Annotated in this window: 10 protein-coding genes and 3 pseudogenes; 4 read left to right on the top strand and 9 right to left on the bottom strand. The window is 74.5% G+C overall.

Annotated features, from left to right (window positions below):
• Positions 1 to 3 precede the first annotated feature (3 nt).
• The gene (gene glyA, locus JNW89_RS11065) at positions 4 to 1,293 is read right to left on the bottom strand and encodes a serine hydroxymethyltransferase (RefSeq protein ID WP_309139972.1); all 1,290 of its coding nucleotides are present in this window, start codon (positions 1,291 to 1,293) and stop codon (positions 4 to 6) included.
• Between the two features lie 35 nt (positions 1,294 to 1,328).
• Between glyA and JNW89_RS11060 the strand changes: the two genes are divergently transcribed.
• Positions 1,329 to 2,795, top strand: coding sequence for an SDR family oxidoreductase (locus JNW89_RS11060; RefSeq protein ID WP_238448819.1), 1,467 nt, complete (start codon positions 1,329 to 1,331; stop codon positions 2,793 to 2,795).
• Positions 2,796 to 2,811: 16 nt separating this feature from the next.
• Here JNW89_RS11060 and JNW89_RS11055 read toward each other — a convergent pair whose 3' ends face one another.
• From JNW89_RS11055 to prmC, 4 genes and pseudogenes are all read right to left on the bottom strand, one after another.
• The gene (locus JNW89_RS11055) at positions 2,812 to 4,929 is read right to left on the bottom strand and encodes a transglycosylase domain-containing protein (protein ID WP_238448818.1); all 2,118 of its coding nucleotides are present in this window, start codon (positions 4,927 to 4,929) and stop codon (positions 2,812 to 2,814) included.
• Positions 4,930 to 5,079: 150 nt separating this feature from the next.
• Positions 5,080 to 5,691 carry a phosphotyrosine protein phosphatase gene (locus tag JNW89_RS11050; protein WP_088960562.1) on the bottom strand — a complete coding sequence of 204 codons (612 nt, stop codon included), beginning with the start codon at positions 5,689 to 5,691 and terminating at the stop codon, positions 5,080 to 5,082.
• Positions 5,692 to 6,463: pseudogene (locus JNW89_RS11045) on the bottom strand (L-threonylcarbamoyladenylate synthase).
• Positions 6,378 to 7,282, bottom strand: a pseudogene (prmC, locus tag JNW89_RS11040) (peptide chain release factor N(5)-glutamine methyltransferase); the annotation flags it as partial. The pseudogenes JNW89_RS11045 and prmC, both read right to left, overlap by 86 nt.
• Before the next feature lie 74 nt (positions 7,283 to 7,356).
• Here prmC and JNW89_RS11035 point away from each other — a divergent pair.
• Positions 7,357 to 8,906 (top strand): annotated as a pseudogene (locus tag JNW89_RS11035) (diguanylate cyclase).
• Between the two features lie 124 nt (positions 8,907 to 9,030).
• Here the strand turns inward: JNW89_RS11035 and prfA are convergent.
• Positions 9,031 to 10,119 carry a peptide chain release factor 1 gene (prfA, locus tag JNW89_RS11030; protein WP_238448816.1) on the bottom strand — a complete coding sequence of 363 codons (1,089 nt, stop codon included), beginning with the start codon at positions 10,117 to 10,119 and terminating at the stop codon, positions 9,031 to 9,033.
• Between the two features lie 100 nt (positions 10,120 to 10,219).
• Positions 10,220 to 10,444 carry a 50S ribosomal protein L31 gene (gene rpmE, locus JNW89_RS11025; RefSeq protein WP_088960558.1) on the bottom strand — a complete coding sequence of 75 codons (225 nt, stop codon included), beginning with the start codon at positions 10,442 to 10,444 and terminating at the stop codon, positions 10,220 to 10,222.
• Between the two features lie 274 nt (positions 10,445 to 10,718).
• Here rpmE and JNW89_RS11020 point away from each other — a divergent pair, with 274 nt between their 5' ends.
• Complete coding sequence (locus JNW89_RS11020) at positions 10,719 to 11,246, top strand: AAA family ATPase (RefSeq protein ID WP_238448815.1); 528 nt, start codon at positions 10,719 to 10,721, stop codon at positions 11,244 to 11,246.
• Positions 11,213 to 11,614: a hypothetical protein gene (locus tag JNW89_RS11015; protein WP_238448814.1), complete on the top strand. Its 402-nt coding sequence runs from the start codon at positions 11,213 to 11,215 to the stop codon at positions 11,612 to 11,614. The genes JNW89_RS11020 and JNW89_RS11015 overlap by 34 nt, the downstream gene beginning before the upstream one ends.
• A 126-nt stretch (positions 11,615 to 11,740) precedes the next feature.
• On the opposite strand, the gene JNW89_RS11010 is transcribed toward JNW89_RS11015, so the two are convergent.
• Both JNW89_RS11010 and JNW89_RS11005 read right to left on the bottom strand, forming a co-directional pair.
• Positions 11,741 to 13,774 (bottom strand): metallophosphoesterase, encoded by a 2,034-nt coding sequence (locus tag JNW89_RS11010; protein ID WP_238448813.1) that lies wholly within the window; start codon positions 13,772 to 13,774, stop codon positions 11,741 to 11,743.
• Between the two features lie 92 nt (positions 13,775 to 13,866).
• On the bottom strand, positions 13,867 to 14,979 hold a 1,113-nt coding region (locus JNW89_RS11005), incomplete at its 5' end, for a phosphodiester glycosidase family protein (RefSeq protein ID WP_238448812.1).

Here is a 14,979-nt window from a genome sequence, read left to right as displayed (position 1 = left end):
GGCTCAGCCACGGGGGTACGCCGGGAAGGCGGCGGCCAGCTCGGCGACCTCGCCGGCGATCCCGGCGAGCGTGTCCGCGCCCCCGGGCGCGGCCGGGTCGGTGCGTACCGCGCGGGCGATCAGCGCGGCGACCTGACGCATCTCCGGGACACCCATGCCCTGGGTGGTGACGCTCGGCGTGCCCACCCGGATGCCGGAGGCCACCATCGGCTTCTGCGGGTCGTACGGGATCGCGTTCTTGTTCAGCGTGATGGTCGCGGCGTCGCAACGGGCCTCGGCCTGCGCGCCGGTCACCCCGGTCTCGCGCAGGTCGATCAGGGCGAGGTGGGTGTCGGTGCCGCCGGAGACCGGGCGCATCCCCTCGGCGGCCAGCCCGGCGGCGAGCGCCCGGGCGTTCTGGACCACCTGCCCGGCGTACGCCCGGAACTCGGGCTGCGCGGCCTCGCGCAGCGCGACCGCCTTGGCCGCGACGGCGTGCATCAGCGGGCCGCCCTGGGTGAACGGGAAGACCGCCTTGTCGATCCGGGCGGCCAGTGACTCCCGGCAGAGGATCATGCCGCCGCGCGGGCCGCGCAGCACCTTGTGGGTGGTGAAGCAGACGACGTCGGCGTACGGCACCGGCGACGGGATGGCGCGGCCGGCGACCAGCCCGATGAAGTGCGCGGCGTCCACCATCAGGTACGCGCCGACCTCGTCGGCGATCTCCCGGAACCGGGCGAAGTCGATCAGCCGGGGATAGGCGGTCGCGCCACAGATGATCATTTTGGGCCGGTGCGCCAGGGCGAGGTCGCGGACCTCGTCGTAGTCGATCAGCTCGGTGTCCGGCCGGACGGTGTAGCCGACCGGATGGAACCACTTGCCGGAGAAGTTCACCCGGCTGCCGTGGGTGAGGTGACCACCGTGCGGCAGGTCCATCGCCAGCACCGTGTCGCCGGGCTGCACCAGGGCGGCGTACGCGGCGAGGTTGGCGCTCGCCCCGGAGTGCGGCTGGAGGTTGGCGTGCTCGGCGTCGAAGAGCTCCTTCGCCCGGGCGATGCCGATCTCCTCGGCCCGGTCGACCTCGCCGCAGCCGCCGTAGTAGCGCCGGCCCGGGTAGCCCTCGGCGTACTTGTTGGTCAGCGTCGAGCCGAGCGCCGCGAGCACCGCCGGGGAGGTGAGGTTCTCGCTGGCGATCAGTTGCAGGCCGCCGCGCAGCCGTTCCAGTTCGCCCAGCACCACCCCGGCGATCTCCGGGTCGACGGTACTGAGCTGCTGGAAGTCCGGCCCCCAGAAGGTGTTGCTCGCGTTCTCCACAGCGAAGGAGTCTATGGGGCCGCACACTGGAAACCGTGAGATGCCTGGTCACCGGAGCCACGGGTTACATCGGCGGACGGCTCGCGCCCCGACTGCTCGCCGAGGGGTACGAGGTGCGCTGCCTGGCCCGCAAGGCCGGGCGGCTGCGCGACGTGCCCTGGGCGGCGCGGGCCGAGGTGGTCGAGGGCGACCTGCGCCGGCCGGAGACGCTGCCCGCCGCGTTCGACGGCGTCGACGTCGCCTACTACCTGGTGCACTCGCTCGGGCAGGCCGACTTCGAGGTGGCCGACCGGGAGGCGGCGACCCACTTCGCCGCGGCGGCCGCCCGGTCCGGCATACGCCGGATCGTCTACCTCGGCGGCCCGGAGCCGAAGCAGGACGGCGAGGTCCCCTCGCCGCACCTGCGCTCCCGGGCGGAGGTGGCGCGGATCCTGCTCGCCAGCGGCGTGCCGACCGTGGTGCTGCGGGCCGCCGTGATCATCGGGTCCGGCTCGGCCTCGTTCGAGATGCTGCGCTATCTCACCGAGCGGCTGCCGGGGATGGTCACCCCGCGCTGGGTGCGCAACCGGATCCAGCCGATCGCGGTCCGCGACGTGCTGCGCTACCTGGTCGCCGGCGCGACGCTGCCGCCCGAGGTGGACCGGGCCTTCGACATCGCCGGCCCGGACGTGCTCACCTTCGAGCAGATGATGCATCGGTACGCCCGGGTGGCCGGGCTGCGCCGCCGGGTGATCCTCCGGGTGCGGCCGCTGACGCCGTCGCTCTCCTCGTACTGGGTCGGGCTGGTCACCCCGGTGCCCAACAAGATCGCCCGGCCGCTGGTGGAGAGCCTGGTCCACGAGGCGGTGGCGCGCGAGCACGACATCGCCCGGTTCGTCCCCGACCCGCCGGGCGGGTTGACCGGCTTCGACGAGGCCGTGGCGCTGGCGCTGGCCAAGGTGCGCGACGCCGAGGTGGAGACCCGCTGGTCCACCGCGAGCGGCCCGGACGCACCGGCCGAGCCGCTGCCCAGCGACCCGAAGTGGTCCGGCGGCACGGTCTACACCGACGTCCGGACACGCGACGTCAACGCCCCGACCAGCGCGCTGTGGCGGGTGATCGAGGGGGTCGGCGGCGAGCACGGCTGGTACTCGTTCCCCCTGGCCTGGTCGGTGCGGGGCTGGCTGGACCGGCTGATCGGCGGGGTCGGGCTGCGCCGGGGCCGGCGGGACCCGCACCGGCTCCAGGTCGGCGAGGCGCTGGACTTCTGGCGGGTCGAGGAGATCGTGCCGGGCGAGCTGCTGCGGCTGCGCGCCGAGATGCGGCTGCCCGGCCGGGCCTGGCTGGAGATGCGCGCCGAGCCGACCACCAACGGCCGCAGCCGGTACGTGCAGCGCGCCGTCTTCCTCCCCCGCGGCCTGGCCGGGCACGCCTACTGGGGCTCGGTCGCCCCCTTCCACACCATCGTCTTCGGCGGCATGGCCCGCAACATCGCCCGGGGCGCCGAGCACGCCACCCGCTGACCCGCTCAGAGGCGGGTCAGTTGCCGTCGCGGGGACCGGTCCGGCGGTAGGTGACCCCCGCGCTGGGCGGGACGAAGTCGCGCACGGGCTGGTCCTTGAGCGCGGTGAGGAGCACGCGGCCCACCGCGTCCACCATCCGGGCCTGCACCGCCTGGCCGACCGCGTCCCGCGGGTCGTCCGGATTCGCCGCCATCGAGGCGATCGCGAGCTGCGGGGTGAACGCGACCACCGACTCGCTCTCGTACCCCTCCGAACTGCCGGTCTTGCCGGCCACCGGGCGGCCCAGCAGCCGCCGGAGCCGCTCCGCGGTGCCGCCGTCGCAGCGCTGGTACATGGTCTGGTCGCCGACCGGGCAGCGGGCCGCGTCCACCGCCGCCCGGGCCACGTCGGTGTCGACCACCTGCCGGCAGTCCGGGCGGCCGGCGGCCACCTCGTGCCCGGCGCTGTCGGTGATCGACACCACCGGCAGCGGCGCGCACCAGGTCCCCTCGGCGGCGACCGTGGCGTACGCGTTGGCCAGGTCGAGCGGGGTGGTCGAGGAGACCCCGAGAGTGAACGAGCCCCAGTTCCGCGCGCCGGAGCGGGCCAGCCGGGCGTCGTCCTCGGCCCGGAACACGATGCCCAGCCGCTCGGCCATCTCCACCACCTTGTCCGCGCCGACCCGCTCGATCAGCCAGGCGAAGTAGGTGTTCACCGAGCGGCCGAAGGCGGTCCACATGGTGTGCCGCCCGTCCATCCAGTCCGGCGTGGCGTTGGCCGGGCACCAGTTGCCACCGCAGCTGGCCCGGCCCGCGTCGACCGGGAACCGGGTGACGATCCGGGTCGGGGCGTCGAAGCGGGTGTCCAGCGGCAGCCCGGACTCCAGGGCGGCCAGCATGGTGAAGAGCTTGAAGGTCGAGCCGCCCTGGTAACCCTCGATGCCGCCGCCACCGGCGACGAGCTGGTTGACGGTGTTCGGGTAGTTCTTCCGGCCCTCCGGGTTCTCGGCCACGCTGTAGTTCCGGTTCACCGCCATCGCCAGCACCCGGCCGGTGCCGGGCTGGACCACCGCGGTCGGCACGGCCCGCCGGTCGGTGACGGGGTAGATGTCCAGCACCTGCTTCAGGGTGGCCCGCTGCACGGCCGGGTCCAGCGACGAGACGATCCGGAAGCCACCCCGGCGCAGGGTGTCCTGCCGCTCGGCGGCGGACGCCCCGAAAGCCGGCTGGGCGCTCCACCACTGGGAGAACCAGTCGCAGAAGAAGCCCCAGTCGAGCTGCTCCTGAGGCACGGCGGTGCAGTCGTTCGGGGTCTCGCTGGGGCGCAGGGACAGCGGGGCGGCCTTCGCCTGCGCCGCCTCGGCCGTCGACACCTGCCCCGCGTCGACGAGCCGGTCCAGCACGTACGCCTTGCGGCGCAGCGCCGCGTCGGCGTCGCCGTTGATCGGGTCGTCGGTGTCCGGCGAGCGGACCAGACCGGCGAGCAGGGCCGCCTGGGGCAGGGTGAGGTTCGCCGGCGAGGTGGAGAAGTAGCGCTTGCTGGCGGCCGCGACGCCGTACGCCCCGGCGCCGAAGTAGGCGATGTTGAGGTAGCGCCGGAGGATCTCGTCCTTGTCCAGCTCGCGCTCCAGCGACAGGGCGTACCGCATCTCCCGCAGCTTGCGGGCGGCGCTGATCTCGGTGGCCGCGGTGCGCTCCTCCCGGGTCAGCCGGGGATCGCTGGCCAGCACGTTGCGCACGTACTGCATGGTCAGCGTGGAGGCGCCCTGCCGGGTCGTGCCGTCGCGCCGGTTGACGGTGAACGCCCGGACCACGCCGCGCACGTCGACGCCCCGGTGCTGGTAGAAGCGGGTGTCCTCGGCGGCCACGATGGCCTGGCGCATCACCGGCGCCACCTTGGCCAGCGGCACCTCGACGCGGTCCTCGGTGTAGAACGAGGTGATCAGGGTGCGGCCGTCGTTGGCGTACAGGTTCGACCGCTGCGCCGTGGGTGGGGTGCGCAGGCTCGACGGCAGCTCGGCGTAGGGCGCGGAGAGCGCGCCGAAGCCCAACCCGAGCACCAGGGCGACCGGCAGGGCCGCCGCCGCCAGCACCAGCCCGGCGAGCACGCCGGCGATCACCACGGTGAACAACTTGTCGAGATGGGCCCGGATCATCAGTACTCCCCGCAGGAGCCGTCAGGACCCGTTCAGAATGACCCGCTATGCCCCTTCCGCCCTCATATTTCGCGAAACCCGGAGGAAACTCGCGAGCGGGACGCGGCGCGGAGCACCGGACACGCCGCCCGGTTCACCCGGGCGGGGGGGTCAGGGCAGCAGCGCCGCGGTGAGCGGGTGCACGGTCTCCTCGATCTCGTCGGCCACCCGGCTGAAGCACTGGTCGCCCCGGCCCCAGGGGTCGTCCAGGTCGTCGGAGTGCAGCGCCGACGCGCCCTGCCGGGCCGCGTCGGCGGCCGCCACCAGGGCCACGCCCCGGGCGTACACCGCCTCGCCGGTCGCCTCCGCCGGCGGCAGGGCGGCGGCGTCCACCAGCCCGAGCAGCCGGCCGAACTCGCCGAGCACGAAGGTGCGGGCCGCGGCGTCGGGACGCAGCGCCACCACGTACTCCTGCTGGTCGGCGGTGGCGGTGAGGACGAGGTCGGCGGCGTCGATCAGATCGGAGCGCAGCTTGCGGGCGGCGAAGCCGTCCACGTCACCACCGCGCGAGAGCACCTGCCGGGCCGCCGGCGGGTTCATCTCCTCGCCGGCGTGCCAGCCGCCGGTGCCGGCGCTGTGGCTGTGCAGCAGCTCGTCGGAGCGGGTCGGGTCGACGCCGAGCCGGCCCAGCCGCTCCCGGACCGCGAGCACCAGCAGCCGCTCCGCCATCGGCGAGCGGCAGATGTTGCCCATGCACACGTGCAGGACGGTGAACGGCGGCACTCAGGCCCCCCGCTCGTCAAGGATGTCCGGCGCCACGTCGCGGAGCTTGTCCAGCCCGATCGCGCCCAGCCGGAGCACCCGCGGCACCTCGCCGGTCAGGTCGACGATCGTGCTCGGCACCGGGTCCGGGCAGGGCCCGGCCTCCAGGTAGGCGCGCACCGAGTAGCCGAGCTGGTCGCGGGCCTCCTCGGCGGTCAGCGCGGCCGCCTGGCCCGCCTTGTTCGCCGAGGCCACCGCCATCGGGCCGGTCTCCCGCAGCACCTCCAGCGCCACCGGGTGCAGCGGCATCCGGACCGCCACCGTGCCGCTGGCGTCGCCCAGGTCCCAGGCCAGGCTCGGCGAGTGCTCCACCACGATGGTCAGCGCACCGGGCCAGAACGCCTCGACCAGGTCGCGCGCGGCGCGCGGCAGCGAGAAGACCAGGCCGTCCAGCGTGTGCCGGGAGCCGATCAGCACCGGCGGCGCCTGCCGGCTGCCGCCCTTGGCGTCCGCCAGGGCCTTGACCGCGTACGGGGTGAAGGCGTCCGCGCCGATCCCGTAGACCGTGTCGGTCGGCAGGACGACCAGCTCACCGTTCTTGACCGCCTCGATGGCAGCGGCGATGCCGCGGTCCCGGTCGGCGGGCGACCGACAGTCGTAGAGCATCACGAGGAGCCAGTCTGCCACGCCCGGGCCGCACCGGCGTGCGGGCCGTCCGTCCGCCGGGACGCGGTGGCGAAGCGGGACCGTCCCGCGAGGTCCCGATGCTCCGCCACGTCGACGTACCGGCCATCGCCGGCGAGCAGCGCCGGCACCGCCGCCCCGTGCGTGTCGTCGTGCTCCACGCCCAGCGCACCGCCGGGGCGCAGCAGGTCCCCGGCGCGGGCCAGCACCGGCCGGATCACGCTCAACCCGTCCGTCCCACCGAAGACCGCCTCGTCCGGGTCGTGCCCGGCCACCTCCGGCGGTACGGCCACCGCCCGGGGCACGTACGGCGGGTTGCAGAGCAGCACGTCCACCTCGCCGACCAGCGTGGCCAGCAGCTCCGGGTCGGTGACGTCGGCGGCGACCACCTCGATCGGCCGGTCCCCGGCGGCGACCCGCTCGGCGGCGTTGCGCCGCAGCCACTCCAGCGCGGCGGGTGACCGCTCCACGGCCACCACCCGGGCGGCCGGCACCTCCTGGGCGACCGCGAGCGCGATCGCCCCCGAGCCGCTGCACAGGTCCACCACCAGCGGCGCCGGCCGGGTCCGGGCCACCTCGATCCCCCAGCCGGCGAGCAGCTCGGTCTCCGGCCGGGGCACGAAGACCCCCGGCCGACCGCCAGCTCCAGGTGCCGGAACCCGGCCCGGCCGGTCAGGTGCTGCAACGGCTCCCGGTCGGCCCGGCGGGCGACCAGCGCCTCGAACCGCTCCCGCTGGGGAGCGGTGAAGCCGTCCGCGAGCGCCAGCCGGCCGCGCGGCACGTCCAGCACGTACGCGGCGAGCAGCTCCGCCTCGGCGCGGGCCGACTCCACTCCGGCGGCGGTCAGGGCACGAGTGGCGCGGGCCACAGCGAGCGAGGGCCGCTCGCGTTCTGTCCCTTCGGAGGGGTGGCGCGGAAGGAAGGTCACGACATAATCATGAAGCGTCGCGGGTCACGTCACGAGCGGGTGCGGCCGGACGCACACCGACAGGAGGTTCGCAGGTGGGGTGGCTCGACCGGGTCGATGACCAGGTTGACGCTCTCCGGCGTGCCCGGGCCCTGCAGGAGGCGAGCCGGTCCGCCGAGGCGTGCGGCCTGCTCGAAGGGGTGCTGCGCACCACCACCGACCCGCACACCCGCGCCGACGCGCTGGTGCAACGCCTCTGCGCGCTGATCAATCTCGGTCGGACGGCGGAGTTCACCGGGGCCATCGAGGAGGCGTCCACCGCCGTCCGCGACCTGCCCGAGCCGTACCTGCACGGGCACCTCAACGCGCTGGCCGCGCTCGCCGCGCACCACCAGGGCGCGCTGGACCGGTGCGTCACCCACCTGGTGCGCGCCGCCCGGGCGCTGGGCGCGGCCGAGGAGCACGACCGGGACACCGCCTGGGGCTGGCACGACCTGGCGATGGCCTACTCGTACCTCAGCTTCCACGGCTACGCCCTCGGCGCGATCGAGCGGGCCCGGCAGCACGGGCTGGCCGCCGGGCTCCCCGAGGAGGTCTTCGCCGCGCCGGGGATCCGGCTGCGCAACGCGGTCGCCCTGGACCACAACGGCGACAGCGACGGCTGCCTGCGGGTGCTCCGGGACATCGCCATCGACCTGAACCGGTTCGTCCGCGACGGCCGGAGCGAGCGGATCCGCCCCAGCAGCCTGGCCGCGTACGGCTACGCGGCGGCCCGCCGGGCCGCCCTCGGCGACCCGCTGGAGACCGGCACCAAGACCGACCCGGTCCGGCTGCTCGCCCACGGCGGCGACAGCGCCCGTGCCCGCGACATGCGGCAGCTCGGGCAGGTCTGCCTGGCCGTCGCCGACGGCCGGCCGATCGAGGCGATCACCCGGCTGGACACCGCGCTGGTCTCCAACGAGACGCTCGGCGCGGCCGAGCCGTCCCGGGTGCGCAGCATCGCGTACGCCCGGGCCGCGACCACGTGGCGGCGCACCGGGCCGACCGGATGGCGTTCCGGCTGGCCGCCCAGCGCAACGACCGGCTGCGCGACGTGTACATCGACGGCATCGCCGCCCGGATCGACCACGAGGAGATGCGCCGCGAGGCCGCCCGGTACGAGGGCGAGGCGCTGACCGACCCGCTCACCGGCCTGCCGAACCGGCGCCGGCTGGAGCGCTACATCGCCTCGATGACCTCGCGGGGCGAGCGGGTGGTGATCGGCGTCTGCGACCTGGACGGGTTCAAGGCGGTCAACACCATCCACGGCCACCACTCCGGAGACCTGGTCCTGCAACGCATCGCCGGGGTGATCAACCGGGTGATGCGCCGGGGCGACTTCGTGGCCCGCTACGGCGGGGACGAGTTCGTGGTGGTGCTCTCCGGGGCCGGAATGACCGAGGCGGCCGAGGTGGCCCGGCGGATCCACGCGGCGGTGCGCACCGAGGACTGGGAATCCCTGGTGCCCGGCACCCCGGTCGGGGTGAGCATCGGCTTCGCCGAGGTGGACGGCGCCAGCGGCGCGCTACGCGACGCGCTCGGCACCGCCTTCGAGATCGCCGACCGCGAGATGCTCCGCGCCAAGACCCGCCCCCGCGCCTCCTGACCACCCCGCCCCCGCGCGCCGCTCGCGTGAGGCCTCTTTCAGAGAATGCCTGGCTATTCGACGCCGGATAGCCACGCTTTCTCTGAAAGTGCGTGGTGAAGGGGCGGGGGGTGGGGAAGTCGGGTCAGCGGCGGGTCAGTTCGGTGTCGCCGGAGAGGCGGGCGGCGCGGTCGGCTTCGGTGAGGGCGTCCAGGACGCCGTCCAGGTCGCCGGCGAGCGCAAGATCGAGGTTGTACGCCGTGTAGCCGATCCGGTGGTCGGTGATCCGGTTCTGCGGGAAGTTGTAGGTGCGGATCCGCTCCGAGCGGTCCACCGTACGAACCTGCGCCTTGCGGGCGTCCGAGGCGGCGGCGTTGGCCTGCTCCTGGGCGACGGCGAGCAGCCGGGCCCGCAGGATGCGCATCGCCTGCTCCCGGTTCTGCAACTGGGACTTCTCGTTCTGGCAGGAGACCACCACACCGGTCGGCAGGTGGGTGATCCGCACCGCCGAGTCGGTGGTGTTCACCGACTGGCCGCCCGGCCCGGACGAGCGGAACACGTCGATCCGCAGCTCGTTGGGGTCGATGGTGACATCGACGTCCTCCGCCTCGGGCAGCACCAGCACCCCGGCGGCGCTGGTGTGGATGCGCCCCTGCGACTCGGTGACCGGCACCCGCTGCACCCGGTGCACGCCGCCCTCCCACTTCAGCCGCGACCAGACGCCGTTGCCGCCCTCCGGGACGCCCTTGGTCTTGATCGCCAGCGAGACGTCCTTGACCCCGCCCAGGTCGGAGTCCTGCGCGTCGATCACCTCGGTGAGCCAGCCGTGCCGCTCGGCGTACCGGGTGTACATCCGCAGCAGGTCACCGGCGAAGAGCGCGGACTCCTCGCCACCCTCGCCGGCCTTGATCTCGATGATCACGTCCTTGGCGTCGTGCGGGTCGCGCGGGATCAGCAGCTCGGCCAGGCGCTCCTCCAGCGCCGGGAGGCTCGCCGCGATCGACTCGGCCTCCGCGGCGAAGGACGGCTCCTCGGCGGCCAGCTCCCGGGCCGCGGCCAGGTCGGCGCGGGCCTGCTCCAGCTCACCGGCCGCCTTGTGCAGCGGAACCAGCTCGGCGTAGCGGCGACCCACCCGACGGGCGGTGCCCTGGTCGGCGTGGATGGCCGGGTCGGCCAGCCGCTTCTCCAGCTCGGCGTACTCGTCGAGGAGGGAAGCCAGGCGCTCGCTGCTCATGCGGGGGATGCTCCTTCGACGGACGGACGGGCGTAACCGGGGGCGGAACGGACGAACGCCCGTGCCCGGCCGAAGCCGGACACGGGCGTCGTCGGTGGAGCTACTTGGCCTTCTTCGCCTGAACCTTGGCGTACTTCTGCTGGAACTTGGCGACCCGGCCGGCGGTGTCGAGGACGCGCTGCTTGCCGGTGTAGAACGGGTGGCAGGCGCTGCAGGTCTCGACGTGGATCGAGCCGCCCTTGGCGGTGCTGCGGGTCGAGAAGGTGTTACCGCAGGAGCAGGAGACCTCGGTGGTCACGTACTCCGGGTGGATGTTGGGCTTCATGTCGCCTCGGTCCTTTCGTCGGTGGTCGCCGGGTCGCCGCTGATCTCCCCGTCGCCTGGTGCGCGACGGACTCGGGCGTGAACCGGAACCGGTGGCCGATTGACCAGTGTGCCATGGGCGTGAGCCGACCCGGCAAGCGGGCCGCACGATCGGTCCGGCAGTGGTAACGCCCGCCTCCCGGCTCGCATTCCCGCCACCGGGGACCAGCATTCCCGCCCCCGGCGTACGGTGGGGTCGTGCCCGATTCGTCCCTGACCCGAGTGGGATGGGCAGGATGCCCCGACTGATCGCCACCCGCGGGCTACCCGCCTCCGGCAAGACCAGTTTCGCCCGTACCCTGCAACCGGCCGTCGCCCGGGTGAACCGCGACGACCTGCGCCGGATGCTGCACGGTGAACGGCTGTTCACCCAGCGGGCCGAGTACCAGGTGACGCTCGCCCAGCGGGCCCAGGTGGAGGCGCTGCTGCGGGCCGGGGTCAGCGTCTGCGTGGACGACACCAACCTGCGCTCGCGCACCCTGCGGGACTGGGCCGACCTGGCCGCCCGGTACGACGCCGACTTCGAGGTGCACGACTTCACCGACGTACCGCTGGACGAGTGCCTGCGCCGCGACGCCACGCGGGCGGAGGCGGACCGGGTCGGCGAGTCGGCCATCCGTCGCCTGCACGAGCGCTACCTGGCCAACCGGCCGCTGCCGCTGCCGGTGCCGACGGCCCGCACCGGCCGGCCGGCACGGTCGACGCGACCCCGGCCGGCCCGCCGGAGATCGTGCTGGTGGACATCGACGGCACGGTCGCGCTGAACGTCTCCCGCAGCCCGTACGACATGACCCGGGTGGGCGAGGACGAGCCCAACGAGGCGGTGATCGCGGCGGTCCGGGCGATGCACGCCGCCGGGTACGGGGTGATCTTCTGCTCCGGACGCGACGCCACCGCCCGCGACGCCACGGTGGCCTGGCTGGACCGGCACGTGCGGGTGCCGTACCTCGGTCTGCACCTGCGCGCGGTGGGCGACTCCCGCAAGGACGCCGTGGTGAAGCAGGAGATCTACGAGCGTGAGGTGCGCGACCGTTACCGGGTGGCCGGGGTCTTCGACGACCGGCAGCAGGTGGTGCGGATGTGGCGGTCGCTCGGGCTGACCGTCTTCCAGGTCGCCGAGGGCGACTTCTGAGCGCTCGGCGCACTGCGCCCCGGCAACGCCCACTGCGCACGCCTCGCCGAGCAACCGAGGACCGGGCCGGAGCGCACCGCCGGTCGGCCCCTCGCCGCAGGGGCGACGGCGGGCGGGATGCCCGGCCTACGCCGGGCCGGTCAGGCGGCGGGTGCCTCCCCCAGGTGTCTCCGCCGCCGTCAACGCGACCGTCGCCTCGGCCCGGACGCCGTTCACGGTCACCGCGAGCAGCACCTGCCCGCCGGCCCGCAGCGCGGTCAGCTGCCCGGTGGCCGGGTCGAAGCGGGCCACGTGCCAGGGCCGCACCCCGCCGACCCCTCCGATGTGGACGTTCGGCGAGGCGGACCAGTCGGCGCTGACCGGGGCCGCCACGGGGACGGCACGTCCGCCCGGCTGGGTCAGCGTCGCGGTCACCGTGGCCGGCGTCCCCACCGCCACGGCGGCCGGCGCGCTCACCGCGAGCCGGTCGGTGTGGGCGTGGAACTCCGCGGCGACCCAGCGCGGCCCCTCGACCAGCGGATCCCGGCGGGCCCGCTCAGCCTCGGCCGGGGTCACCGGGTCCACGCCGAACTCGGTCCAGCCGGTGAAGCCGCCGAGCTGCGGCGGCGTCGACGGGTTCTTGCCCGAGTTGCCGTTGATCACGTACGGCACGCCGTCCACCCGGTCGGCGTGGAAGGTGCCGACGTGCCCGCCGACGAACAGCGCGCCCTTGCCGGTGCGGTGCTGGAAGTCGGCCAGCCACTGCTCCAGCAGCGCCGCCTCCTTGCGGTCGCCGAGCTGGCTGGCCTTGGCGGGGCTCGGGTCGCGGGGCGGGTGGTGGTGCAGCACCACCACCGAGCCGACCGCCGGGTCGGCGGCGGCCGAGTCCAGCGCCTCGCGCAGCATCCGGACCTGGTCGAAGCCGCCACCGCGCAGCGAGCCGGTGGACGAGTTCAGCGTGACGAACCGGGTGCCCGCGTGGTCGAAGACCCGCTGGGTGTCGCCGAAGACGGCGCGGAAGTTGTCGATCGGCGCGCCCATGATCTCGTGGTTGCCCGGGACGTAGTACCAGGGCAGCTCCCCGCCCAGTTCCTCGTCCAGCAGCCGCTTCGCCAGCGCGAAGTCCGCCGGGTACGCGGTGTCCACGAAGTCACCGTTGATCACCAGGAAGTCCGGCTTCGCCGCCTTCACCTCGCGCAGCGTACGGCGGGCCTGGGCGACCAGGTCGCTGTCCGGGTCGGCGGCGACGAACTGGGCGTCGGACAGCACCGCGAAGCGCCAGGGCGCGCCGTCCACCGTGCCGTCGCGCAGCACCACCCGGTCGGTACGGGGCGGCTCGGCCGGCGCGTCGACCGTGGGCGGCACCTTCGCCACCAGGTCGTCGATGACCACCTCGCTGGTGTACTGCGCCGCCGGGTTGGTCTCCGCCACGTAGAACCGGCGGACCCGCACCGGGTACTGCACGCCGGGCGGCACCGCGAACTCGACGTACTTCCAGCCCTTCCAGGTGACCAGCGGGCCGCGCAGCACGTGCTGGGTGTCCTGCGCGTCGTGCAGGTGCAGGCTGGGCCACTCACCGGTGCCGTTGCCGTGGATCCAGATGCCGAACGCCTGGGGCTGGCCGGGCACCGCGATCCAGGCCGGCGGGTCGGCGTAGGCGGCCCGGGTGCCGGTGGACTGGCTGAAGTCGTACGTCATCCGCAGGCCGGTGCCGGTGTGCCCCGGCGCCGGGGCGACCGCGCCGCTGGCCCGGGCCTGGCTGAACCTCCAGGAGGCCGCGTCGTCGAAGCCGGCCACCGGCACGTCGGTCAGCCCGACGGTCACCGGCAGCACCGTGGCCTGCCGGCCGACGTGGACGGTGACCAGGGCGGAGCCGCTGTCGCCGAGGGCCTTCACCGACAGGTTGCCGTCGGCGGTGGGGGTGACCGCCAGCAGCGTCCGGTCGTACTCGAGCGTCAGGTCGGCCGGCTCGATCGGCGCGGTGTTGCCCTCGGCGTCGTAGCCGACCACGCCGAACAGCCCGCTGTCGCCGGCCCGGTTCAGGCCGACCCGGTCCACGGTGGAGTCGACCCGGGCCAGCGGGCCGAGCACGGTCAGGTCGAGCGTGCCCCGGGCGTCGCCGCGCCAGGCGGTGACGGTGCTGCGACCGGGTGCGCCGGCGCGGAAGACCCCGTCGGCCACGGTGCCCTGCGCGGCCGGGTTCGCCCGCCACGTCGGCGCGCCCTGCGCCGGGCCGTACGTCTCGTCATAGCCCGCGGCGGTGAGCCGGCGGGTCAGTCCGGGGGAAGGACCCGGTCGGGCCGGCGCCCCGGCACCGGCGCGACGCCCGGCGCGGCGGTCGGGTCGCTCGCGGTCTCCAGCCAGTACCCGGTGAGCCGTCCGCTGCCCTCGGGGGCGTAGACCGCCAGCCCGTTGGGGACCGCGCGCTCGGTGCCGTCGGACGGGCTGTTCTCCACCTGCACGGTCGCCGCGCCGGGTTCCCGGGCGAGCAGGGTCGACGAGCCGCCCCCGTCCAGGTTGAGCGCGTGGTACGCGCCCAGCCCGGCCATCATCTCGCCCATCTCGGTCTGCGTGACGCCCCGGCTGTCCACCTGACGCCCGTCCACGGTGAGCAGGATCATCCGCCGCCCGTCGGCGGAGAAGCCGACGGCGGTGCGCGGGGCCAGGGTCGGGTCGGCGATGTTCTGCACCGCCCCGTCGCGGACCAGGACGTTGCCCCCGCCCACGGCGGCGCGCAGGTCGCCACCGTCGGAGGGCTTCGGCTTCCAGGTCAGGTCGATCGGGTCGCCCGGGCGCAGGGCGGCCAAAGGGTCCGCCCCGGCGTCCCGGCCGAGCAGCACGGTGGTCCCGGCCGGAATCGGCCCCTCGCCCGCTGCGGCGCCGACGGTGGCCACCCGGCCGTCCCGGACCGCCACCTCGGTGACCCGGGCCGCGCCCTCCACCGCCCGCCGCCGGGGGTACGACCCCCAGAGCGCGGTGAACACGCCGACGCCGTTGGCCTGCACCATGTTGTTGAACTGGGTCAGGGTGACCGGGCCGGCCGGCAGCGTCGCGGTGCCGTCGAAGTGCACCTGGACCACCCGGCCGATGCCGTCGCCGGTGATCGCGGCCGCGTTGTGGTGGCCGGCGACCGGCGACTGGATCAGTTCGCCGTCGCGGATACCGACGCCCTGCGCGGCACCGGAGTTGTTGATGTCGAAGAAGTCGCCGTTGACCGCGGCGACGGCCCGGGACCGGTCGACCGCGCCGCGCAGCGGCTCGGCGCGGGCCACCTCCCCGGAGTTGACGTAGTCGACCGTCAGCCCGCCGGAGAGGTCGGCGGTGAGCGCGTCGGCGCGCAGCCAGCCGGCGGCGTCGTACCGGTCGAAGGAGGTGAGGTCGAGCCC

It is taken from the genome of Micromonospora sp. 4G55, from assembly GCF_016803375.1.
The sequence above is the reverse complement of the archived record's forward strand: the minus strand, read 5'-3'. Positions and strand labels throughout refer to the sequence as shown.

Bases quoted from the DNA above. Each gene is read 5' to 3' on its own strand.
- JNW89_RS11055 (WP_238448818.1), bottom strand. From the start codon at position 4,929: ATGATCCGGGCCCATCTCGACAAGTTGTTCACCGTGGTGATCGCCGGC.
- prfA (WP_238448816.1), bottom strand. From the start codon at position 10,119: ATGAGCAGCGAGCGCCTGGCTTCCCTCCTCGACGAGTACGCCGAGCTG.
- rpmE (WP_088960558.1), bottom strand. From the start codon at position 10,444: ATGAAGCCCAACATCCACCCGGAGTACGTGACCACCGAGGTCTCCTGC.
- JNW89_RS11020 (WP_238448815.1), top strand. From the start codon at position 10,719: ATGCCCCGACTGATCGCCACCCGCGGGCTACCCGCCTCCGGCAAGACC.